Below are 20713 nucleotides of genomic sequence, written 5' to 3'. Positions count from 1 at the left end.
ATGGATGAGTCGCTGGCCCGCTTTGTCGCCCTCTATCAGCAGCTGAGCAGCGCAGAGCTGCACCGTCTGCCCGAGATCTATGGGAAAGAGGTGATCTTCATCGACCCGGCCCACCGCATCGAGGGGCTGGCGGCGCTTACCGACTATTTTGCCGTCCTCTATCGGCGCCTTGCTTACTGCCGCTTCGACATCACCAGCCAGCTGCTGCAGGGACGCCAGGCCTGGCTCGGCTGGACCATGACCTTCTCCCACCCAAGGCTGCGCGGCGGTGCACCTGTGACGGTGGAGGGGGCCACCCGCCTCGCATTCGACGAGGAAGGCAAGGTGTGCCTGCACCGGGACTACTTCGATCTCGGGGCCATGCTCTACGAGCAGTTGCCGCTGCTGGGCGCCGTGGTGCGCACCCTCAAGGGGAGGCTAGGCGCATGAGCGGCCGGGTGCTGATCACCGGCGCGACCTCCGGCATCGGCCGCCAGCTGGCGCTGGATTACCGGCGCGCTGGCTGGCAGGTGTGGGGCTGTGGTCGCGATGGCGAACGGCTGCAGGCGCTGGGGCTGGATGGTGTCACGCCGCTGCAGTTCGATGCCCGTGATCTGGCCGCAATGAGCGGGGTGGCGGCTACGCTGCCATCCCTCGATCTGCTGATCCTCAACGCCGGCAACTGCGAATACATGGACCTGACAGAGGGCTTTGACGGCGCCCTCTTTGCCCGGGTCATCGAGACCAACCTCATCGCCACGGGTCATGCGCTGGCCGCCTTCTTGCCGCTGCTGGGGCCAGGGGCGCGCCTTGCCATCGTCAGCTCCTCGGTGAGCTGGCTGCCGCTGCCCAGGGCCGAGGCCTATGGCGCCTCCAAGGCGGCCCTCGACTACCTGGCCGATACCCTGCGCCTCGAACTGGCGGGCAAGAGGATAGGGGTGACCCTGATCCGCCCCGGCTTCGTGCAGACGCCGCTCACCGACAAGAATGATTTTCCCATGCCCTGCCTGGTGACGGTGGAGCAGGCTGCCCGCGCCATCATGACGGGGCTCGCCGCCGGTCGCCACCAGATCCACTTCCCCCGCCGCTTCACCTGGCTGCTGCGCCTGCTGGGGGCTCTGCCGACGGGGCTCTGGCTGCGCCTCGGCCGCACACTTGTTTCGAAAGGACGCCCTTCATGAAGAAAAAGATCGCCATCGTCGGCTCAGGTATCTCGGGACTCACCGCCGGTTTCCTGCTCCACAAACTCCATGACATTACCCTGTTCGAGGCGGCGCCGACCCTGGGGGGCCACACCGCCACCGTCGACGTGGAGCTGGGCGGGCGCAGCCATGCCATCGACACAGGCTTCATCGTCTTCAATGACCGCACCTACCCCCACTTCCTGAAGTTGCTTGAGCGGATCGGGGTCGGGCGGCAACCGGCCGAGATGAGCTTCTCGGTCAGAAGCCCCGAGGGGCTGGAGTACAACGGCCACAACCTCGACACCCTGTTTGCCCAGCGCTGCAACCTGCTGAGCCCGCGCTTCTACCGCTTCGTCGCCGAGATCCTGCGCTTCAACCGGGAGGCTCGGGCCTGGCTTGCACAGCACCGGCAGCAGGAGGCGGAGCCCGGACTGACCCTGGGGGCCTTCCTGCAGGCGGGCGGTTTCAGCGACTACTTCGCCCGCCACTACATCCTGCCCATGGGGGCGGCCATCTGGTCATCGACGCTGGCGGACATGCGGGCCTTCCCCCTCGGCTTCTTCCTGCGCTTCTTCGCCAACCATGGCTTGCTGGAGGTGGCCAACCGGCCCCAGTGGTACGTCATTCCCGGCGGCTCGCGGGAATACATAGGGCCGCTCACGGTGGGCTGGCTGCCGCGGATCCGCCTCGCCTGCCCGGTGCTGAGGATCCGCCGGGAGGCGGACGGGGTCCTGCTCCAGAGCAGTTATGGCGAGGAGCGGTTCGACGAGGTGATCCTCGCCTGCCACAGCGATCAGGCGCTGGCCCTGCTGACGGATGCGAGCGAAGGAGAGCGGACCATCCTCGGCGCCATGCCCTACCAGGCCAACGACGTCTGGCTGCACACGGATGCGGGCTGCCTGCCCGTGCGCCGTAAGGCCTGGGCCAGCTGGAACTATCGGCTCGGCGAGGATGACGGGGCGCGCCCCCTGGTGACTTACAACATGAACATACTGCAGGGGCTGAGCTCGCCGCAGCCCTTCTGCGTCAGCCTCAATCCAGAGGGGCGGGTGGATGAGCGCAAGGTGCTGCGCCGCTTCCTCTATCACCACCCCGTATTCAATCAGGGCTCCATCGCCGCCCAGGGCCGACGCGCCGAGATCTGCGGCCGGCAGCATACCCACTTCTGCGGTGCCTACTGGTACAACGGCTTTCACGAGGACGGGGTGCGCAGCGCCCTGGACGTGGCCAGCCGCTTCGGGGCCAGCCTGTGAACGCCGCCATCAGCGCCATCTGGCAGGGCTCGGTGCGCCACCGCCGCTTCGCGCCGAGTCCCCACGCCTTCTCCTACAGCCTCTTCATGCTGGGGCTGGATCTGGACGAACTGCCCGGGCTTGAGCAGGGGCGCTGGTTCGCCGTGGAGCGGGCGGGGTTGCTCGCCTTTCGCCGCGACGACTACCTGAGAGGCAGCGAGGGGCCCCTCAAACAGGCAGTGTGGGACAAGGTGGCCGAACTGGGTGGCGATGCCGAACCCGGGGGGCGGGTACTGCTGCTCGGCAACGTGCGCTGCCTCGGCTTCTACTTCAGCCCGGTCAACTTCTACTTCTGCGAGCGGCAGGGGGAAGCCCGCTACCTGCTGGCCGAGGTGTCGAACACCCCCTGGAACCAGCGCCACTACTACCTGCTGGATCTGGCGGCGCTCGCCCCCCACGACAAGGATTTTCACGTCTCCCCCTTCATGGGGCTGGCCATGCGCTACCACTGGCGCATTCGGCCGCCGAAGGAGGAGGCATTGATCCACATCGAGAGCCATCCCGTATCCGGTGAGGCCAAGCTGTTCGACGCCACCCTGGCCCTGCGCCGGGCACCGCTGTCGCGCAGGGGGCTGGCGGCGCTGCTGGCCCGCTGGCCCTGGATGACCATGAGGGTGCTGCTCGGGATCTACTGGCAGGCCTTGCGCCTTTTTATCAAACGAACGCCCATCTTCACCCACCCGGAGAGCCGCTAATGGAACTTGCTCAATCAACCCTCTCTGCCTCTTTCATCGACAAGGGGGCCAGGCAATTGCTGCTCAGGCTGCTGGGGCGCCTCGAACATGGCCAGCTGCTGCTGCGCGATGGCGGCGAGCGTCACAGCTTCGGCGCCGCGGGCAGCGACCTGCACGCCGAGCTGGTGGTGCTGGATCCGGCCTTCTATCGCCGCCTGCTGCAGGGGGGCAGCATCGCCGCCGGGGAAACCTGGGTGGAAGGGCTCTGGACCAGCCCGGATCCGGTGGCCCTGGTGCGGTTGCTGGCCAGGAACCTGGCGCTGCTCGACAGCCTGGAGCGGCGCCTCGGCTGGCTCAGCTTCCCGTTCAACAAGGTGCGCCACTGGCTCAATCGCAATACCCTGACCGGGTCGAGATCCAACATCGCCGCCCACTACGATCTCGGCAACGCCCTCTATCAGGGCTTTCTCGACAGCCACATGCAGTATTCGAGCGCCATCTACCCGAGTGCCGATGCCAGTCTCGAGGAGGGGCAGCAGGCCAAGCTGCGCACCATCTGCGAACGGCTGGCACTGGGGCCTGACGATCATCTGCTGGAGATAGGCACCGGCTGGGGTGGCCTCGCCGTCTATGCCGCCCGTCACCATGGCTGCCGGGTCACCACCACCACCATCTCCCGGGCCCAGCACGACTACGCCAAGGCGTGGATCGAGCGGGAGGGGCTGGAGGATCGCATTACCTTGCTGCTGGAGGATTACCGCAAGCTGGAGGGCACCTACGACAAGCTGGTCTCCATCGAGATGATCGAGGCGGTGGGGCACGCCTTTCTGCCCGACTATTTCCGTCAGCTGTCACGCCTGCTCAAGCCCGGCGGTCGTCTGCTGATCCAGGCCATCACCATCGCCGATCAGCGCCACGCCCAGTATCTGCGCGGGGTGGACTTCATCCAGCGCTACATCTTCCCGGGTGGTTGCCTGCCCTGCGTCTCCCAGATGGCGGGGCTGCTGGCGCGGGAGACCGACATGCAGCTGGTGCGGCTGCACGATCACGGCCATCACTATGCCCGTACCCTGGCCCACTGGTGCGAGCGCTTCCTGGCGTTGGCCCCCGAGCTGCCGAGGCTCGGCTACAGCCAGGATTTCATCCGGCTGTGGCACTTCTACTTCGCCTATTGCGAAGGGGGCTTCTGGGAGCGGGCCATCAGCCTGGTGCAGCTGGAGGCGGCCAAGCCGGGCCCCCATGGCTGGGCGGGAGACCTGCCGGTAAGCGGTCACTGACCATGTGGCAGTGGGCCCACCTGCTGGGATTCAACCTCTACTGGGTGCTGGCGGTGAAATGGCAGCAACCGGGCCCGCTGCTGGCGCTGTTGCTGCTCCATTTTCTCTTCTCCCCCCGTCGCCGGCAGGACTGGCGGCTCATTCCCGTCGCCCTGGCTGGCTGCCTGCTCGACCTCCTGCTCTGGTGGCTCGGCCTGTTTCACTTTTCGTCCGGTTTTCCGCTCTGGCTGGTGCTGCTCTGGTGCGGTTTTGCCCTGACCCTCTCCCACGGCCTGCGCTGGCTGCGGCCCCTGCCGCGCTGGCAGCAGGGGCTGTTCGGCATGCTGGGGGGCGCCTCCTCCTATGTGGCGGGGGCCGCCATGGGGGCAGTAAACTTACCCTGGGGCATCTGGATCAGCACGGCACTGCTGGCGGTGATCTGGATGTGGTGGTTACCCGTACTCCTGTGGGTAACGGTCAAGCTGGAGGGTGATGCGAGATGAACACCTTTTCGACCGACGCCTTGTTGTTTTCCAAGTGGACCAGGGATGGCCAGTGCGAGCTGGCCGAGCGTTTCTATCTGGTGGTGGCCTGCCAGCGGGACGCCCAGGGCCACCTGGCGAGCGTGGTGATGCAGGATATCAATACCCTGCAGGAACAGGAGATGGACTGGCATGAACTGGAGGATCCCGCCCGTTGGCACATGGGGTGGAACTAGCCTGCTGCTGGCGGCCTTGAGCCTGCCGCTGTTTGCGACCGCCCAGACCTTAGCCGCACCCTGGCAGGGACTGCGCACCGTGGGGCAGGGGGAGATGCGCTGGCTCTGGTTCAAGCTCTATGACGCCACCCTCTACAGCGAGAGCGGCCGCTATCAGCCGGGACGCTATCCCCAGGCCCTCAGCCTCACCTATGCCAGGGCCATCGAACGCCAGGATCTGCTGGAGGCGACCGCCGCCGAGTGGCAACGGCTCGGCCTTGGCAGCGAGAGTGAGCGCCAACGCTGGCTGGCAAAACTGGCCGCCCTCTGGCCGGATGTGGCCCCCGGTGACAAACTGGTTTTCTATGTGGACGAGCAGGGCATGGGCCACTTCTGGTTGCGTGATCGCCTGCTCGGCTCTCTCGATGATCCCGCCTTCGCCCCTGCATTTCTTGCCATCTGGCTGACCGACGACAGCCGGGATCCCGCCCTTACCCGCCGCCTGCGCGGCCAATCCTGATGGAGTATTCCATGAAGCTCTCTTCCTGGTGGCGTCTTGCCTGGTTGTTGCCCCTGCTGTGGCTCTCTGGCTGCGGCGCCAGTCTGGACGATTATCGCGGCTCCCGGCCGGGTTGGGATCTGGCCCGTTTCTTCAATGGCAAGCTGGTGGCTCACGGCCTGGTGACGGACCGTAGCGGCGAAGTGACCAGTCGCTTTCGGGTCGAGATGCAGGGGCACTGGCAGGATGGCAAGGGGGAGCTGTTCGAGCAGTTCTACTTCGACGATGGCCGCAGGCAGACCCGCACCTGGTTTTTGAGCAAGGGGGCGGATGGTCACTGGCGCGGCACCGCCGCCGACGTGGTGGGGGAGGCCGTGGGCAAGACGGCAGGCTTTGCACTCAACTGGCGTTATCAGCTGGATCTGGCGCTACCGGACGGGGAGGTGGTGCGGGTGAGCTTCGACGACTGGATGTACCTGCTGGATGAAGATCGCCTGATCAACCGCGCCGAGATCAGCAAGTTCGGCATTCACCTCGGCGAGGTGATCCTATATATCGAGCGGCTCGAGCGATGAAAGGGAGGCTTTTGCCCATCGGCGATAGCCGTTCACTATGGATCGGCAAGGCAGAGCCGATTGTCCTTTGAGTCTGTGCGGGGATATGCTGACCCTGTTCCCGATAATGCTTACCACCTGGAGGTGAATCATGAAGAGCCCCATCGGTCTTGATACCGTTCAATCCCAAGCCCTGGCCGCCGAGCTGAACAGGCTGCTGGCCAGCTACCAGATCCTCTACATGAACGTTCGCGGCTTCCACTGGAACATCCGTGGCAACCAGTTCTTCGAACTGCACCTGAAGTTCGAGGAGATCTACAACGATCTGCTGCTGAAGGTCGATGCCCTGGCCGAGCGCATCCTGACCCTGGATGGGGTGCCTCTGCACAGCTTCAGCGACTACATCCAGGTGTCCGCCATCCCCGAGCAGAAGGGGTTGCACGACGGCCGTGCCTGCGTCGAATCTCTGCTGGAGAGCTTCCGCGAGCTGCTGGTGGCCCAGCGCCGCATCCTGGGGCAGGCCGCCGAGGCTGGCGACGAGGGGACAGCATCCATCCTCTCCGACTATGTGCAGCAGCAGGAGAAGCTGGTCTGGATGCTGCGCGCCTACCTGGCCTGATGACCCTGGGGCCGATGCCCATGCCCCGGCCCGTATCATTGCCCTGTTGTTGTAAACCCGAGTTGTCTCTCCTTTTATCCACCCGCTTGCCGCCCTGTTTGGGCGGCTTTTTTGTTTTTGATCTGCATCAATGAAAAGTTAATTGGTAAATTGAATGCCTATTAAGTTTTGAGTCGGAGGAATAGAATCGCCACAAAACAAACAACTGAAATGTCCAATTAGGAGAGGCATGATGTTTTGTGTGCAATGTGAACAGACAATTCGTACCCCGGCAGGCAATGGCTGCGCTTACGCACAAGGCATGTGCGGCAAGACGGCGGAAACCTCGGATCTGCAGGATGTGCTGATCTACACCCTGCAGGGTCTCAGCGCCTGGGCCCTGGCCGCTCGCGAGCACGGCATGATCGACAGCGAGATCGACGCCTTCGTGCCCAAGGCCTTCTTCGCCACCCTCACCAACGTCAACTTCGACTCCGCCCGCATCGTGGCCTATGTCAACCAGGCGTTGGCCTATCGCCGGCAGCTGGCCGCCAGGCTGGCTCACCTTGCCGTACAGGCCGATTCACTGCCCTCCGCCGCCCGCTTCGAGCCGGGTGCCGATCTGCTGACCCAGCTGGCGCAGGCGCCGCAGACCGCGGTCAACCGCGGCAAGAACGAGGTCAACGAAGACATCATGGGGCTGCGCCTGCTCTGCCTCTACGGCCTCAAGGGGGCCGCCGCCTACATGGAACACGCCCGGGTACTGGATCAGCAGGATGCCGGGGTGGCCGCCGAATTCCATCGCATCATGAGCTGGCTCGGCACGGATCCGAGCGATCTGGAACCGCTGTTCAAGTGCGCCATGGACATCGGCCTGCTGAACTTCAAGATCATGGAGATGCTGGATCTTGGTGAAACCACCGCCTTTGGCCATCCGGAGCCGACCCAGGTACGCGTCACTCCGGTACCGGGCAAGTGCATTCTGGTTTCCGGTCACGACATGGTGGATCTCAAGCTCATCCTGGAGCAGACCAAGGGCACCGGCATCAATGTCTACACCCACGGCGAGATGCTGCCGGCGCTGGCCTACCCCTTCTTCAAGCAGTACCCGCACCTGGTGGGCAACTACGGCTCCGCCTGGCAGAACCAGCAGAAGGAGTTCGCGAACTTCCCGGGCGCCGTGGTGATGACCTCCAACTGCATCATCGACCCGAACGTGGGCAACTACTCGGATCGCATTTTCACCCGCTCCATCGTCGGCTGGCCCGGCGTGACCCATCTGGAGGGGGAAGATTTCTCTGCAGTCATCGCCAAGGCGCAGGCGCTGGAAGGCTTCAAGCACGTTGAGCTCGAGCACTTCATCACCATCGGCTTTGCCCGCAACGCCCTGATGCAGGCCGCTCCCGCGGTGATCGACAAGGTGAAGGCCGGCGAAATCAGCCACTTCTTCCTGGTGGGTGGCTGTGACGGTGACCGTGCCGAGCGCGCCTACTACACCGAGTTTGCCAAGGCGATCCCGCAGGACAGCCTGCTGCTGACCCTGGGCTGCGGCAAGTACAAGTTCAACAAGCTCGATTTCGGCGACATCGGCGGCATTCCGCGCCTGCTGGACGTGGGTCAGTGCAACGACGCCTACTCCGCCATCCAGCTGGCGCTGGCGCTGTCCGAAGCGTTCGAGTGCGGCGTCAACGATCTGCCCCTGACCCTGGTGCTCTCCTGGTTCGAGCAAAAAGCCATCGTCATCCTGCTCACCCTGCTGGCACTGGGTGTGAAGGATATCCGCACCGGCCCGACCGCCCCTGCCTTCCTCACCCCGGCCCTGCTCAAGGTGCTGGAGGAGCAGTTCGGTCTGAAAGGTACCACTACCGCAGAAGCCGATCTCGCCGAGATCCTGGCGGCCTGACCCGAGACACAGCCTGACACGCTCAGCATGTTGTAAGCCTTTGGCGAGCCTGATGGCTCGCCTTTTTTTAACGACCCCTTTCCAACATTTTTCAACAATGAGGAGCCTTGCGATGACCTCCACCTCTCTCACCCTCAGGTGCATCGGCCGCCGGGCGGATACCCACGACGTGGCGAGCTGGCAGTTTGCCCCGCTGGCGGGCGAACTGCCCCCGGTGCTGGCCGGTCAGTGCGTCACCCTGCACACCGAGATTGACGGCAAGCCCCAGTGCCGCGCCTATACCCTCTCCTCCAGCCCGCAGGATCCTTTCTGGCAGGTCACCATCAAGGACGTGGGGCTGGTCTCCCACCACCTGCACCAGAGTCTGCAGGTAGGGGACGAGATCCGGGTCGACGGCCCCTTCGGCGACTTCCACCTGACGGTGCTCCCCTGCGAGCGGCCACTGCTGCTCAGCGCCGGCTCCGGCATCACCCCCATGTGGGCCATGCTGCGGGACGAGCTCGCCAAGCGGCCCGAGGCGGATATCCGCTTCATCCACAGCGCCAGATCCCCCGAGGATGTGATCTTCGCAGACGAGCTGGCCGCGCTGGCAGAGGCCCATGCCGGTGTGCGCCATGCCCTGATACTGGAAGAAGCCCCTTCAGAGTACCCCTGGGTAGGCAGGCTCACGCCGGAGATGCTGAGGGAATTGGCGCCGGATCTCTTGAGCCGCCACGTCTATCTGTGCGGACCCGCCCCCTACATGGCCGCGGTGAGCGAGATGCTGGCCGGGCTCGGCCTGCCCGCCGGGCAGTTGCACCAGGAGTCTTTCGGTCTGCCTGCTGTGACATCGAGCGCAGCGCCAGTGGAAACCGGCAGCGACCACTTCTGGCTGACCCTGAAAAAGAGCGGCAAGAAGGTGAAGATACTGCCGGGCCAGACCCTGCTGGCGGCGCTGGAGGGGGCGGGGGAGAGCATGATGGCGGCCTGTCGTGCCGGGGTGTGCGGGGCCTGTCGCTGTACCACGGAAGGGGAGATCGAGCGCCAGAGCGTGATGACATTGAGCGCGCAGGATCTCGAGAGCGGGGTGGCACTGGCCTGTTCCTGCACCGCCAGCGGGGATGTCAGCGTCGACTATTGAGGGGAGCATTGACATCCCGGCCTTTTCCCGGGCGGGTCAGGGGGGTAGACTCTGACCCAGTTTCAGCAAAGCACGGGATACACAATGACAATTCTGGTGACGGGGGGAGCCGGTTACATCGGTTCCCACACCCTGGTCGAGCTGCTCGGCACCGGGCAGCAGGTGGTAGTTCTGGACAACCTCTCCAACTCATCGCCTGAGTCCCTCAGGCGAGTGGAGCGGATCACCGGCAAGCCGGTCACCTTCGTGGAGGGGGACATTCTGGACAGGGCCTGCCTGCAGCGGCTGTTTGCCGAGCACAGGATCGAATCCGTGATCCACTTCGCCGGCCTCAAGGCGGTGGGGGAGTCCAGCCAGATCCCGCTCACCTACTATCAGAACAACATCACAGGCACCCTGGTGCTGTGCGAGGAGATGGCCAGGGCCGGCGTGTTCCGCCTGGTGTTCAGCTCCTCGGCCACCGTCTATGGAGATCCCGCGTCTGTGCCCCTGCGGGAAGACTTCCCCACCGGCGCCACCAACCCTTATGGCCGCTCCAAGCTGATGGTGGAAGAGATACTGAGGGATCTGTCCAAATCCGACCCCCGCTGGGCCATCGTCCTGCTGCGCTACTTCAACCCGGTCGGTGCCCACGAGAGCGGCCTCATCGGGGAAGATCCCAACGGCATTCCCAACAACCTGCTGCCCTATATCAGCCAGGTTGGGGTGGGCAAGCTCAAGGAGCTGGGGGTATTCGGCAACGACTACCCGACTCCGGATGGCACCGGGGTGCGCGACTACATCCACGTCGTGGATCTCGCCATCGGTCACCTCAAGGCGCTGGCCCGCATCCAGGGCGACACCGGGGTCTTCACCTACAACCTCGGCACCGGCCAGGGCTATTCCGTGCTGGAGATGGTCAAGGCGTTCGAGGCGGCCAGCGGCCGCGCCATCCCCTATCAGATCAAGCCCCGCCGCCCTGGCGACATCGCTGAGTGCTGGGCCGAACCCACCCTGGCCCGTGACGAGCTGGGCTGGCAGGCCGAGCGGGGACTCGCGCAGATGATGGCGGATACCTGGCGCTGGCAAAGCCAGAACCCCGACGGCTATCAGGCCTGAGTGTTAAAGCCTGAATAGCAAAACGCCCCGGCATGCCGGGGCGTTTTTCATGTGCCAATGGCAGAGTTACTGAATGCTCTTGCCTGCCCGCACATCCTTGACGATGGCCTTGAGGCTCGCCAGATCCCGCGGCGCGCCGCGCAGGATCTGGTCGCCGATGATGAACCCCGGGGTACCGGAGATGCTCATGGCCTCGGCCAGGGCGCGGTTGGTTCCCAGGTTCTGATCGATGCTGCCATCCTTGATCTTCGCCTCGACCTTGCTCCAGTCCACCCCGGCGGACTTGGCGACGGCCTGCACCTGGGCCTCGTCGGCCAGCGATCCCTGATGGGCGTACAGCTTGTCGTGGAAGGCCTGGTACTTGTCGGGCTGACCGAGCTGCACCGCCAGCGCCGCGCGGGCGGCGTAGTAGGAGGTCTCGCTCAGGATGGGGAACTGCTTGTAGATATAGCGGATGTCCTTGTCTTCATCGAGCAGTTGCTGGACGAGGGGATGGGCGCGTTTGCAATAACCGCAGTTGTAGTCGAAGAACTCGATCACGGTCAGGCTGCCCTTGGGATTGCCGCTCTCGGGATCCTGGTTGGAATAGAGCTGCTTGGCATGGGCCTGGATCAGCGTCTTGTCGTTCTCGGCCTGCTGGCTCTCCTGCTTGGCACGCAGGGCGTTGGACATCTCGACCAGGATCTCAGGATTTTTGACCAGATAGTCGCGCACTATCTGCTCGACATCGCTTTTGGTCAGCTCGCTCGCCTGTACCGGCGCCATGAGCAGGGTCGCGCCGGTGAGGGCGGCGAACAGGGCATGTGTGATTTTCATAAGTCCATCTTGCTGGGAATATCGTAGTGGTCACTATAGTGGGTGAGTCTGTTTTCAAGTCAAGCCATCTGCTTTAAAAAGCGGGGCTGGGGGCGAGTTTGCAGCCCTTGTGCGCCAGATAGCCCAATAAATGGGCAAACAAACTGGGTGGGGATTTACAAGGGCGGGGGGCATGGGTAATATGCGTCGCACTGCTGCGGAGGGGTGGCAGAGCGGCTGAATGCACCGGTCTTGAAAACCGGCGATGGGCGACCATCCGTGGGTTCAAATCCCACCCCCTCCGCCACATATTTAAACCCATCTCATTGAATGAGATGGGTTTTTTCGTTTATGGCCTGTCTCCTTTTCTTCCGCCTGCTGTCCTATGGGCTCCTCTGTCGGCCCCTTGCCACCAAGGTTCTTGGAGACTGGTCGCCTGCCGGGAAACCGGTATTGCCCAGGGCCGCGACCGGCCAGGCGGGGCGGGGGTCGTTGTGGCCGCGCATTGAGGCAGGGGGTCTATCGGAGTGCCGCCGCGTTGATCATTTCAATATTTCTTGTATAGTTGATTTATTGAAGTGAATGAAAGGCCTTGTCATGAACAAAGAGATCGCCACCAAGGTGTTTGAATCCCTCGCCTCCGGCATTCGCCTCGATGTGTGGCGCCTGCTGGTCAAGGCGGGGCTGGAGGGGCTGGTCGCCGGTCAGCTTGCCAGCGAGCTCGACATCGCCCCCAACACCCTCTCGTTTCACCTGAAGGCCATGCTGCACGCGGGCCTGCTCTCGGTGGAGCAGGAGGGGCGCTTCCTGCGCTATCGCGCCAACATTCCCCTGATGCTGAACCTTATCGGTTACCTCACCGAGGAGTGCTGCGCCGGTCATCCGGAAGCCTGCGGGGTGATGAGAGCCGAGTCCGGCTGCTCGCCCCATGTATTGCCTGCGCAGCCCTGCTGCAACAAGGAGTAATGCCATGTCCGTCATTCAAGTGTTCGATCCGGCACTGTGCTGTGCCAGTGGTGTGTGTGGCACCGAGGTAGAACAGCGCCTGGTGAGTTTTGCCGCCGATGTCGCCTGGGTCAGATCGCAGGGGGTGGCCATCGAGCGTTTCAATCTGGCTCAGCAGCCCATGCAGTTTGCCGAGACGCCTGCGGTCAGCGCTTTCCTGACTCATGCGGGAGAGGAGGGGCTGCCCCTGGTGCTGGTGGATGGCCAGGTGGTGCTCACCGGTCGTTACCCCGGCCGCGCTGAACTGGCCCGTTATGCCGGTCTGCCCGCCCCGCAGGCCGCCATCAAGGGGATCGTCAAGAGTGGATGCTGCTCCGGCAGCAGTGGTTGCTGCTAAATCGCCATCTCGCCAATCCTAGCCGTTGCCCAGAGAGGAGTCTCGTATGTCCCTATTGCTGGCCTGCCCGTGTCTGAACCATGCGTTTCTGACTGATGCGCCCCCGTTTCTCTTCTTCACCGGCAAGGGAGGAGTGGGCAAGACCTCGCTGGCCTGCGCCAGTGCGGTTGCCCTGTGTGACAGTGGCAAGCGGGTGCTGCTGGTGAGCACGGATCCGGCCTCAAACGTAGGCCAGGTGTTCGATACCCGGATCGGGAACCAGGTAACCCGGATCCCCCAGGTCGATGGGCTGTCGGCTCTGGAGATTGACCCGCAAGCCGCCGCGCAGGCCTATCGGGAGCGGATCGTCGGCCCGGTGCGTGGCAAGCTGCCCCCGAGCGTGGTGCGCAGCATCGAGGAGCAGCTCTCCGGTGCCTGCACCACCGAGATCGCCGCCTTTGACGAGTTCACCGGCCTCTTGACCGACAGCCGCCTGGTTGGGGAGTACGACCACATCGTCTTCGATACGGCCCCCACGGGTCACACCCTTCGTCTGTTGCAACTGCCGGGGGCGTGGAGCGAGTTCCTGGCCCAAGGCAAGGGGGATGCGTCCTGCCTGGGACCGCTGGCCGGACTGGAAAAACAGCGAAGCCAATACGCAGAGGCCGTCGCGGCCCTGTCGGATGCAAAGCGAACCCGGCTCATCCTGGTGGCCCGTGCGCAGGCCTCGACCCTGCGGGAAGTGGCGCGTACCCACGACGAGCTGGCGGCCATCGGCCTTGCCAATCAGCAGCTGGTCATCAATGGCATCTTCCCGCAAAGCGAGCTGGCCGAGGATCCCCTGGCCCGCGCCCTGTGGCAGCGAGAGCAAGAGGCGATGGCGCAGATGCCACCGTTGCTGACCAGTCTGCCGCAAGACAGAGTGCCGCTCCTGGCGACCAATCTGGTGGGGGTGGAGAGCCTGCGTCAGTTACTGGGGGCAGCGCCTGTCACTGAGACTGATGAGGTTGAGAGCGCAACCACTGAACCACACCCCGGATTGAAGCAACTGGTCGATGAGCTGGCCCGCGATGGGCACGGGCTCATCATGCTGATGGGCAAGGGCGGTGTGGGTAAAACCACTCTGGCGGCCGCGGTGGCGGTGGAGCTCGCCAGTCGCGGGTTGCCGGTGCATCTCACCACGTCCGATCCTGCCGCCCATCTGGGGGAGACCCTGGCAGGAGCACTGCCAAACCTGGCGGTGAGCCGCATCGATCCTCACGCCGAGACCGAGCGTTACCGTGCCCAGGTGCTGGCCACCAAGGGGGCGAGTCTGGATGCCCAGGGGCGCGCCCTGCTGGAAGAAGATCTGCGCTCCCCCTGTACCGAAGAGATCGCCGTGTTTCAGGCCTTCTCGCGGATCATTCGCGAGGCGGGCAGGCGCTTCGTGGTGATGGACACGGCGCCGACCGGCCACACCCTGCTGCTGCTCGATGCGACCGGTGCCTATCACAGGGAGATCGCCCGCCAGATGGGGGGCAAGGGGATGCACTTCACCACCCCCATGATGCAGCTGCAAGACCCGAAACAGACCAAGGTGGTGATAGTCACTCTGCCCGAGCCGACTCCGGTGCAGGAGGCCGCCAACCTGCAAGCCGACCTGCGCCGCGCCGGCATCGAGCCCTGGGCCTGGGTGGTCAATCATGTGCTCTCCCCGGCCGTCGTCACGTCCCCCCTGCTGGCCCAGCGCGCCCTTCGCCAGCAGCCCCATATCGCCGCGGTCAAGGAGGAGCATGGAAAGCGCTATGCCGTGGTGCCCTTGCAGGCCGTCGAGCCGGTGGGACTGAAGGCGCTGCAAGGGTTGTGTCACCCCACCCCGAAGAAGGGGTGAGCGAGTGGCAAGGTGCGGCGTGCATGGCCGCCTTCTCGTGCCCACGCGCGCCAGCCATCCCCGATTTTTCATCAATCTGACGTTCTCAACGAGACATGGAGTCGCTGTTTATCATGCACCCCTTTGACATTCTGAAGCTGGATAATGGCGCCCGCCTTATCTTCACTCCCTGCCCTGGCACCAAGGAGGCTTCCCTGCAAGCCTCCCTGAAGACCCTGCAAGCCGCCGGGGCTGATGCGGTAGTCACCATGATGCCTGATGCCGAGCTTGGCGAATTCAAGGCTGATGCCTTGCCCGCCGAATGCGCCGCCTTGGGGCTGGCCTGGTTCCACCTGCCGGTGGAGGACGACTGTGCACCCGAGGCGCCGTTCGCCGCGGCCTTTGCCAGCCACAAGGCGGATCTGCTGGCGCGGCTGGCGGCGGGTCAGACCCTGGCCATCCATTGCCGTGGCGGTTCGGGTCGTACCGGGTTGATGGCGGCCATCCTGCTGCTGGAGTCGGGTTATCCGCCCGCCGAGGTGAAGGCACTGGTACAGGGGCTGCGTCCCAAGGCGCTGACCCTGACCCCTCACGTCGACTACCTCAACACCCACTACGCATTCGCCGGTTAAGGAAAACAGCATGACTATCAAGGTTGGTATCAACGGTTTTGGCCGCATGGGCCGTCTCTCGCTTCGCGCCGCCTTCGACTGGGCGGATGTGGAGTTTGTGCGCATCAATGACCCGGCTGGCGATGCCGCCTCGCTGGCACACCTCATCACCTTCGATTCGGTCCATGGCCGCTGGCATCATGAAGCCAGCAGCGAGGGGGACGAGATGGTGATAGGCACCCACCGCATCCTCTGCACCCGCAACAAGGAGATAGGCCAGACCGACTGGTCCGGCTGTGACGTGGTGATCGAGGCCTCCGGCAAGATGAAGACCAAGGCGCTGCTTGACGCCTATCTGGCGCAGGGAGTGAAGCGGGTCGTGGTGACTGCGCCGGTCAAGGAAGAGGGGGTCCTCAACGTCGTCATGGGGGTCAACCACCATCTTTATGACAAGGCGCAGCACCCCATAGTGACGGCGGCCTCCTGCACCACCAACTGCCTGGCACCCGTGGTAAAGGTGATCCACGAGCAGCTCGGCATCAGGCACGGCTCCATGACCACCATCCACGACATCACCAACACCCAGACCATTCTGGATGCACCCCATAGCGATCTACGCCGTGCCCGCGCCTGCGGCCTGAGCCTGATCCCCACCACCACGGGTTCTGCAACAGCTATCACCCACATCTTCCCCGAGCTCAAGGGCAAGCTGAACGGTCATGCGGTGCGGGTGCCGCTCGCCAACGCCTCCCTCACCGACTGCGTGTTCGAGGTGAGCCGCCCCACCACGGAGGCCGAGGTCAATGGCCTGCTCAAGGCGGCCGCCATGAACGAGCTCGAGGGGATCATGGGCTATGAGGAGCGCCCCCTGGTGTCGGTGGATTACAGGACGGATCCGCGCTCCTGCACCATAGATGCGCTTTCCACCATGGTGGTCAATGACACCCAGGTGAAGATCTACGCCTGGTATGACAACGAGTGGGGCTATGCCAACCGCACCGCCGAGCTGATGTGCATGGTCGGCCGGATGGACAAGGCGCAAGGATAACCCGGCCATGGCAGCGACCCGCCTCTCCCCCGAGATCCGCCAGTATCTGCTGGTGACTGGCAACTACTGGGCCTTCACCCTGACCGACGGCGCCCTGCGCATGCTGGTGGTGCTCTACTTCCACGGGCTGGGCTACAGCCCCTTGGCCATCGCCTCCCTGTTCCTCTTCTACGAGATCTTCGGGGTGGTGACCAATCTGGTGGGGGGCTGGATTGGCGCTCGCCTCGGGCTCAACCGCACCATGAACATAGGCCTCGCCCTCCAGGTGCTGGCGCTGGGCATGCTGCTGGTGCCACCGCTCTGGCTGACGGTGCCCTGGGTGATGGGCGCGCAGGCGCTCTCGGGGATAGCAAAAGATCTCAACAAGATGAGTGCCAAAAGCGCCATCAAGTTGCTGGTGCCGGGAGAGGCGCAGGGTCAGCTCTACCAGTGGGTGGCACTCCTGACCGGCTCGAAGAATGCCCTGAAGGGGATGGGCTTCTTCCTCGGCGGCGCCCTGCTGACCCTGCTCGGGTTTCGGGGGGCCGTGCTGGTCATGGCCCTGGCCCTGGCGCTGGTGTGGTGCATCAGCCTGCTGACCCTGACACGGGATCTCGGCAAGGCCAGGAACAAGCCCAAGTTCAGCGAGATCTTCTCCAAGAGCCGGGCCATCAACTATCTGTCGGCGGCCCGCCTTTTCCTGTTTGGTGCCCGGGATGTCTGGTTTGTGGTGGCGCTGCCTGTCTACCTCGCCTCCAGCTTTGGCTGGGATCACGGGTATGTGGGGGGCTTCCTGGCGTTCTGGATCATCGCCTACGGGGTGGTACAGACCCAGGCCCCCCGCTTTACCGGCAAGCGCGAGGGGCGGGTGCCTGATGGCAAGGCCGCCATGGGCTGGGCACTGTCGCTGGCTCTGGTCCCGGCCCTGATTGCCCTGGCGCTCCACTATGAGGTGCATCCGGCCATCAGCCTGGTGGGCGGCCTGATGGTGTTCGGTGCCCTGTTTGCCATCAACTCCTCCCTGCACAGCTACCTCATCGTCAGCTATGCCGGGTCTGACGGGGTATCGCTGGATGTGGGCTTCTACTACATGGCCAATGCCCTGGGGCGCCTGCTCGGCACCCTGCTCTCCGGGCTGGTGTTCCAGCTTTATGGTCTCGAGGCCTGCCTCTGGATCTCCACTCTCTTTATTCTGCTGGCGGCGTTGATCTCCCTGGGTCTGCCGCGCCATCAGTTGAATGTTGGTAACGAGGGTCGCTGACCCTCGTCTGTTTGATGGGTCTGTGACCCTTTGGAGTCGTCATGTCAGCACAATGCAAGGCAGCCGAAGCGCCTGCCATCGGTTTTTTTGAACGCTATCTGACCGCATGGGTGGCAATCTGCATCCTGGTCGGGATCACCTTGGGGCAGGTATTTCCCAGCCTGTTCAAGGCGATTGGCGCCATGGAAATTGCGCAGGTCAATCTGCCTGTCGGTCTGCTGATCTGGGTCATGATCATCCCCATGCTGCTCAAGATCGACTTCTCTGCGCTGCATCAAGTGAAGGGGCATGTAAAAGGGATTGGTGTGACCCTGTTTATCAACTGGTTGGTCAAGCCCTTCTCCATGGCCTTCCTTGGGTGGTTGTTCATTCGTGTACTGTTTGCCGACATGCTTCCTGGCGATCAGTTGGATAGCTATATTGCCGGACTCATTTTGCTAGCCGCAGCGCCATGTACAGCCATGGTCTTTGTCTGGAGCAGACTGACGAACGGAGATCCCTACTTCACCTTGTCTCAGGTGGCCTTGAACGACCTCATCATGGTGTTTGCGTTTGCGCCCGTTGTGGGTCTCTTGCTGGGCGTGTCCAGCATTACCGTGCCATGGGACACCCTGCTTATCTCTGTGGTGCTCTACATCGTTATCCCGGTCATCATGGCTCAGCTTATCCGCAAAGCCTTGTTGCGCCACGGACAAGCCAGCTTTGATGAGGCGATGCACAAGATCCAGCCTTGGTCCGTGGCAGCGCTGCTGCTGACCCTGGTACTGCTGTTTGCCTTCCAGGGCAATGCCATCATTGAGCAACCCCTGGTCATTGCCCTGCTGGCCGTGCCCATCCTGATCCAGGTCATCTTCAATGCCAGCCTGGCCTACTGGCTCAACAAAAAAGTGGGAGAAAAGCATTCGGTGGCCTGTCCGTCAGCCCTCATAGGTGCATCCAACTTCTTTGAACTCGCCGTCGCGGCGGCCATCAGCTTGTTCGGTTTCCACTCGGGCGCCGCATTGGCAACCGTGGTTGGGGTATTGATCGAGGTGCCTATCATGCTGCTGGTCGTGAAGGTCGTGAATGCCACCAAGCCGTGGTACGAAGGCAAGACGGCGTAAGGCTCTGACTGCATACGCAATAAAGGGAACCATATGACTGCAATAACCATCTACCACAACCCTGCCTGCGGCACCTCCCGCAATACGCTGGCGCTTATCCGCAACTCAGGGGTTGAACCGACCGTTATCCACTATCTGGAGACACCGCCGAGCCGTGAAACCCTGATCGCACTCATTGCCGCCATGGCCATGCCGGTGCGCGAGCTGCTACGCCGGAACGTGCCCCCTTACGAGGCATTGGGGCTGGCCGAGGAGAGGTTCAGCGACGATGAACTGATCGACGCCATGCTGGCCCATCCCATCCTGATCAACCGCCCCATCGTCGTCACCCCGCTGGGCGTCCGGCTGTGCCGCCCGTCCGAAGTGGTGCTGGACATACTGCCCAACCCCCAGCGAGGGGCCTTCACCAAGGAGGATGGTGAACCGGTGGTGGACGCCCAGGGCAAGCGCATCCTGTGACCCTGATGCCCTGATCGGGGCTGCACTGGCGATATGACGACGCCGATGGCGGCCAGAGTCAGCTGGCTGGTCCCCGGGGCTGCCCTGGCATGGCGGCGCGTCGCCGCTCGCAGAGAGGGGGATGTGGCATCGTCTCCCCTCATCGTCAAGAGGATGCTCGATGAGCCCGGGTGTGTGGCAAGGTCTCGGGACTGCCTCTGGCTGTCAGGTGATATCGATCTCATTTGAGTAGCATGATGGGCTGCTTTCCCACCGCATTGTTATATGATCCCCAGGCAACACCCACAGTCTCATGCCTGCTGCCCAATCTCCATGAATGGCGTTTCTCTGCTGGCAGCTCCGGTTCTGATGACGAGGGGTTACCCCTTTGCCGCCATCGGGCGGTGCACGCGTCAAGCCCGGGCGACCTCCCGTCGCCACTTGTTGGCAGGCGATTCAGCTCCCATTGGGATTCATGCTGAACAATGTGGTTACCTTTTTTAAGCAATTCGATCACATGGAAACAACCTACGCATTAGACCTCATCTCCCGGTTCGAACGGGCTTGCGATGAGCACACCATAGTGGCGTTGCTGCGCCAGTTGACGGCACAGACGGGGTTTGACTATTTCCGGATGGCCCTGCTGTTTCCGAGCACCATACAGCGACCGGATGTGATCATCTTCAATGGCTGCCCGCAGGAGTGGGTAGACGCCTATACCCGGGCCAACTTCTTCGCCATCGATCCCGTCGTCAAGCGCGGCATGGAGCAGAGCACGCCCATCCTGTGGGCGGATCTCATGGTGTTGGGGGCCTGTGACGAGCAGAGCCTGGCCGTGATGACGCTCGCGCAGGAGGCGGGGTTGCGCGATGGCATCACCTTCCCCTGGCACGGTGCCAACGGACACGTGGGCCTGCTCTCCCTGATCAGCCGTGAACCTCGCAGTGAACAGGAGTGGCTGGCGGTCGTGCCCTCGCTGACCTGGCTCTCCATGCACATCTTCGAGGCGGTGGTGCGTGTCTGCCTGGTGGGGAATTCTCCCCACGATACCCTGAGCCTGCGCGAGCTGGAGGTGTGTCGCTGGGCGGCGGAGGGAAAGCAGACGAGCGACATTGCCCAGATCCTGGGGATCACCCCGCGCACCGTGACCTTTCATCTGAACAACGTGGTCACCAAGCTGGGTGCCAGCAGCAAGTGTCAGGCCATCTCCTGGGCTCTGAAGCAGGGTGTCGTGAGACTGAATGTGGAGTTGGCATCCGTCGCCAATGTGGATGAGCCACAGTGATCTTGTCCGCATGGCGCAAATAGTTGCGCAGGAATCGGAAGATTGAACTGCCAGGGCAATGATTGATGGTTTAAAAAGTTGAAAAGCACAATTTATTGCGCCGTGCATGCTGATGTGTGAGTGTTCATGATGCTAAGTTATTGAAATTTATCTATTAAAAAGAGTGGCA

General features: G+C 63.2%; 23 protein-coding genes and 1 tRNA gene. 23 read left to right on the top strand and 1 reads right to left on the bottom strand.

All coding sequences use genetic code 11. The features are described from left to right. The 13 genes from R2B70_RS15120 to galE all read left to right on the top strand — a co-directional run bounded on the left by R2B70_RS15120 (nucleotide 1) and on the right by galE (nucleotide 10854). Entirely contained in the window at nucleotides 1-429 is a 429-nt protein-coding gene (locus tag R2B70_RS15120) for a nuclear transport factor 2 family protein (RefSeq protein WP_318161896.1), read from the top strand. Beyond that, nucleotides 426-1160, top strand: coding sequence for an SDR family NAD(P)-dependent oxidoreductase (locus R2B70_RS15115; protein ID WP_318161895.1), 735 nt, complete (start codon nucleotides 426-428; stop codon nucleotides 1158-1160). Before R2B70_RS15120 ends, R2B70_RS15115 begins: the two co-directional genes overlap by 4 nt. After that, nucleotides 1157-2416: an NAD(P)/FAD-dependent oxidoreductase gene (locus R2B70_RS15110; RefSeq protein ID WP_318161894.1), complete on the top strand. Its 1260-nt coding sequence runs from the start codon at nucleotides 1157-1159 to the stop codon at nucleotides 2414-2416. Before R2B70_RS15115 ends, R2B70_RS15110 begins: the two co-directional genes overlap by 4 nt. Next, nucleotides 2413-3150, top strand: coding sequence for a DUF1365 domain-containing protein (locus R2B70_RS15105; RefSeq protein WP_318161893.1), 738 nt, complete (start codon nucleotides 2413-2415; stop codon nucleotides 3148-3150). The genes R2B70_RS15110 and R2B70_RS15105 overlap by 4 nt, the downstream gene beginning before the upstream one ends. Continuing rightward, the gene (locus R2B70_RS15100; protein WP_202211572.1) at nucleotides 3150-4406 is read left to right on the top strand and encodes an SAM-dependent methyltransferase; all 1257 of its coding nucleotides are present in this window, start codon (nucleotides 3150-3152) and stop codon (nucleotides 4404-4406) included. The genes R2B70_RS15105 and R2B70_RS15100 overlap by 1 nt, the downstream gene beginning before the upstream one ends. A 2-nt stretch (nucleotides 4407-4408) precedes the next feature. Further along, nucleotides 4409-4888, top strand: coding sequence for a DUF2878 domain-containing protein (locus R2B70_RS15095; protein WP_216990845.1), 480 nt, complete (start codon nucleotides 4409-4411; stop codon nucleotides 4886-4888). Further along, entirely contained in the window at nucleotides 4885-5103 is a 219-nt protein-coding gene (locus R2B70_RS15090) for a TIGR02450 family Trp-rich protein (protein ID WP_042074816.1), read from the top strand. The genes R2B70_RS15095 and R2B70_RS15090 overlap by 4 nt, the downstream gene beginning before the upstream one ends. Next, on the top strand, nucleotides 5060-5602 hold the full coding sequence (locus tag R2B70_RS15085) for a chalcone isomerase family protein (RefSeq protein WP_042074815.1): 543 nt from the start codon (nucleotides 5060-5062) through the stop codon (nucleotides 5600-5602). The genes R2B70_RS15090 and R2B70_RS15085 overlap by 44 nt, the downstream gene beginning before the upstream one ends. A gap of 11 nt (nucleotides 5603-5613) precedes the next feature. After that, nucleotides 5614-6156, top strand: coding sequence for a DUF3833 domain-containing protein (locus R2B70_RS15080; protein WP_318161892.1), 543 nt, complete (start codon nucleotides 5614-5616; stop codon nucleotides 6154-6156). 130 nt (nucleotides 6157-6286) lie between these two features. Beyond that, nucleotides 6287-6754 carry a Dps family protein gene (locus tag R2B70_RS15075; RefSeq protein WP_042074812.1) on the top strand — a complete coding sequence of 156 codons (468 nt, stop codon included), beginning with the start codon at nucleotides 6287-6289 and terminating at the stop codon, nucleotides 6752-6754. Between the two features lie 232 nt (nucleotides 6755-6986). Further along, nucleotides 6987-8636, top strand: a complete 1650-nt coding sequence (hcp, locus tag R2B70_RS15070) for a hydroxylamine reductase (RefSeq protein WP_318163364.1) — start codon at nucleotides 6987-6989, stop codon at nucleotides 8634-8636. 112 nt (nucleotides 8637-8748) lie between these two features. Next, the gene (locus R2B70_RS15065) at nucleotides 8749-9756 is read left to right on the top strand and encodes a hybrid-cluster NAD(P)-dependent oxidoreductase (protein WP_318161891.1); all 1008 of its coding nucleotides are present in this window, start codon (nucleotides 8749-8751) and stop codon (nucleotides 9754-9756) included. Nucleotides 9757-9840: 84 nt separating this feature from the next. After that, the gene (gene galE / locus R2B70_RS15060; RefSeq protein WP_209793948.1) at nucleotides 9841-10854 is read left to right on the top strand and encodes a UDP-glucose 4-epimerase GalE; all 1014 of its coding nucleotides are present in this window, start codon (nucleotides 9841-9843) and stop codon (nucleotides 10852-10854) included. A gap of 66 nt (nucleotides 10855-10920) precedes the next feature. On the opposite strand, the gene R2B70_RS15055 is transcribed toward galE, so the two are convergent. Then, on the bottom strand, nucleotides 10921-11670 hold the full coding sequence (locus tag R2B70_RS15055; RefSeq protein WP_318161890.1) for a DsbA family protein: 750 nt from the start codon (nucleotides 11668-11670) through the stop codon (nucleotides 10921-10923). A 198-nt stretch (nucleotides 11671-11868) separates the two neighbouring features. Between R2B70_RS15055 and R2B70_RS15050 the strand changes: the two genes are divergently transcribed. The 10 genes from R2B70_RS15050 to R2B70_RS15005 all read left to right on the top strand — a co-directional run bounded on the left by R2B70_RS15050 (nucleotide 11869) and on the right by R2B70_RS15005 (nucleotide 20544). Then, a tRNA-Ser gene (locus R2B70_RS15050) sits at nucleotides 11869-11956 on the top strand. Nucleotides 11957-12246: 290 nt separating this feature from the next. Then, complete coding sequence (locus R2B70_RS15045) at nucleotides 12247-12615, top strand: helix-turn-helix domain-containing protein (protein WP_318161889.1); 369 nt, start codon at nucleotides 12247-12249, stop codon at nucleotides 12613-12615. A gap of 4 nt (nucleotides 12616-12619) precedes the next feature. Then, complete coding sequence (gene arsD / locus R2B70_RS15040) at nucleotides 12620-12991, top strand: arsenite efflux transporter metallochaperone ArsD (protein WP_042074801.1); 372 nt, start codon at nucleotides 12620-12622, stop codon at nucleotides 12989-12991. 46 nt (nucleotides 12992-13037) lie between these two features. Continuing rightward, nucleotides 13038-14840 carry an arsenical pump-driving ATPase gene (gene arsA, locus R2B70_RS15035; RefSeq protein ID WP_219142664.1) on the top strand — a complete coding sequence of 601 codons (1803 nt, stop codon included), beginning with the start codon at nucleotides 13038-13040 and terminating at the stop codon, nucleotides 14838-14840. A 113-nt stretch (nucleotides 14841-14953) separates the two neighbouring features. Then, complete coding sequence (locus R2B70_RS15030; protein ID WP_245196009.1) at nucleotides 14954-15451, top strand: tyrosine-protein phosphatase; 498 nt, start codon at nucleotides 14954-14956, stop codon at nucleotides 15449-15451. Between the two features lie 10 nt (nucleotides 15452-15461). Next, complete coding sequence (locus R2B70_RS15025) at nucleotides 15462-16478, top strand: ArsJ-associated glyceraldehyde-3-phosphate dehydrogenase (protein WP_209793942.1); 1017 nt, start codon at nucleotides 15462-15464, stop codon at nucleotides 16476-16478. Between the two features lie 7 nt (nucleotides 16479-16485). Beyond that, nucleotides 16486-17718 carry an organoarsenical effux MFS transporter ArsJ gene (gene arsJ, locus R2B70_RS15020; RefSeq protein ID WP_318161888.1) on the top strand — a complete coding sequence of 411 codons (1233 nt, stop codon included), beginning with the start codon at nucleotides 16486-16488 and terminating at the stop codon, nucleotides 17716-17718. Between the two features lie 41 nt (nucleotides 17719-17759). Beyond that, on the top strand, nucleotides 17760-18821 hold the full coding sequence (gene arsB, locus R2B70_RS15015; RefSeq protein ID WP_219142658.1) for an ACR3 family arsenite efflux transporter: 1062 nt from the start codon (nucleotides 17760-17762) through the stop codon (nucleotides 18819-18821). 33 nt (nucleotides 18822-18854) lie between these two features. Continuing rightward, nucleotides 18855-19280 (top strand): glutaredoxin-dependent arsenate reductase, encoded by a 426-nt coding sequence (arsC, locus tag R2B70_RS15010; protein ID WP_318161887.1) that lies wholly within the window; start codon nucleotides 18855-18857, stop codon nucleotides 19278-19280. Between the two features lie 496 nt (nucleotides 19281-19776). Continuing rightward, nucleotides 19777-20544, top strand: a complete 768-nt coding sequence (locus R2B70_RS15005; protein WP_209793938.1) for a LuxR family transcriptional regulator — start codon at nucleotides 19777-19779, stop codon at nucleotides 20542-20544. Nucleotides 20545-20713: the final 169 nt, after the last annotated feature.

Source organism: Aeromonas sp. XH (assembly GCF_033348475.1).
Classification (GTDB): Bacteria; Pseudomonadota; Gammaproteobacteria; order Enterobacterales; family Aeromonadaceae; genus Aeromonas; species Aeromonas sanarellii.
The sequence above is the reverse complement of the archived record's forward strand: the minus strand, read 5'-3'. Positions and strand labels throughout refer to the sequence as shown.

What these genes read in the sequence shown, in the direction of transcription:
- arsJ (WP_318161888.1), top strand. Translation starts at nt 16,486, where the DNA reads ATGGCAGCGACCCGCCTCTCCCCCGAGATCCGCCAGTATCTGCTGGTG.
- R2B70_RS15005 (WP_209793938.1), top strand. Translation starts at nt 19,777, where the DNA reads ATGGAAACAACCTACGCATTAGACCTCATCTCCCGGTTCGAACGGGCT.
- R2B70_RS15110 (WP_318161894.1), top strand. Translation starts at nt 1,157, where the DNA reads ATGAAGAAAAAGATCGCCATCGTCGGCTCAGGTATCTCGGGACTCACC.
- R2B70_RS15120 (WP_318161896.1), top strand. Translation starts at nt 1, where the DNA reads ATGGATGAGTCGCTGGCCCGCTTTGTCGCCCTCTATCAGCAGCTGAGC.
- arsA (WP_219142664.1), top strand. Translation starts at nt 13,038, where the DNA reads ATGTCCCTATTGCTGGCCTGCCCGTGTCTGAACCATGCGTTTCTGACT.
- hcp (WP_318163364.1), top strand. Translation starts at nt 6,987, where the DNA reads ATGTTTTGTGTGCAATGTGAACAGACAATTCGTACCCCGGCAGGCAAT.
- arsC (WP_318161887.1), top strand. Translation starts at nt 18,855, where the DNA reads ATGACTGCAATAACCATCTACCACAACCCTGCCTGCGGCACCTCCCGC.
- R2B70_RS15045 (WP_318161889.1), top strand. Translation starts at nt 12,247, where the DNA reads ATGAACAAAGAGATCGCCACCAAGGTGTTTGAATCCCTCGCCTCCGGC.
- arsB (WP_219142658.1), top strand. Translation starts at nt 17,760, where the DNA reads ATGTCAGCACAATGCAAGGCAGCCGAAGCGCCTGCCATCGGTTTTTTT.
- R2B70_RS15080 (WP_318161892.1), top strand. Translation starts at nt 5,614, where the DNA reads ATGAAGCTCTCTTCCTGGTGGCGTCTTGCCTGGTTGTTGCCCCTGCTG.
- R2B70_RS15030 (WP_245196009.1), top strand. Translation starts at nt 14,954, where the DNA reads ATGCACCCCTTTGACATTCTGAAGCTGGATAATGGCGCCCGCCTTATC.
- R2B70_RS15065 (WP_318161891.1), top strand. Translation starts at nt 8,749, where the DNA reads ATGACCTCCACCTCTCTCACCCTCAGGTGCATCGGCCGCCGGGCGGAT.
- R2B70_RS15085 (WP_042074815.1), top strand. Translation starts at nt 5,060, where the DNA reads ATGAACTGGAGGATCCCGCCCGTTGGCACATGGGGTGGAACTAGCCTG.
- R2B70_RS15025 (WP_209793942.1), top strand. Translation starts at nt 15,462, where the DNA reads ATGACTATCAAGGTTGGTATCAACGGTTTTGGCCGCATGGGCCGTCTC.
- R2B70_RS15075 (WP_042074812.1), top strand. Translation starts at nt 6,287, where the DNA reads ATGAAGAGCCCCATCGGTCTTGATACCGTTCAATCCCAAGCCCTGGCC.
- galE (WP_209793948.1), top strand. Translation starts at nt 9,841, where the DNA reads ATGACAATTCTGGTGACGGGGGGAGCCGGTTACATCGGTTCCCACACC.
- R2B70_RS15100 (WP_202211572.1), top strand. Translation starts at nt 3,150, where the DNA reads ATGGAACTTGCTCAATCAACCCTCTCTGCCTCTTTCATCGACAAGGGG.
- R2B70_RS15055 (WP_318161890.1), bottom strand. Translation starts at nt 11,670, where the DNA reads ATGAAAATCACACATGCCCTGTTCGCCGCCCTCACCGGCGCGACCCTG.
- R2B70_RS15115 (WP_318161895.1), top strand. Translation starts at nt 426, where the DNA reads ATGAGCGGCCGGGTGCTGATCACCGGCGCGACCTCCGGCATCGGCCGC.
- R2B70_RS15090 (WP_042074816.1), top strand. Translation starts at nt 4,885, where the DNA reads ATGAACACCTTTTCGACCGACGCCTTGTTGTTTTCCAAGTGGACCAGG.
- arsD (WP_042074801.1), top strand. Translation starts at nt 12,620, where the DNA reads ATGTCCGTCATTCAAGTGTTCGATCCGGCACTGTGCTGTGCCAGTGGT.
- R2B70_RS15095 (WP_216990845.1), top strand. Translation starts at nt 4,409, where the DNA reads ATGTGGCAGTGGGCCCACCTGCTGGGATTCAACCTCTACTGGGTGCTG.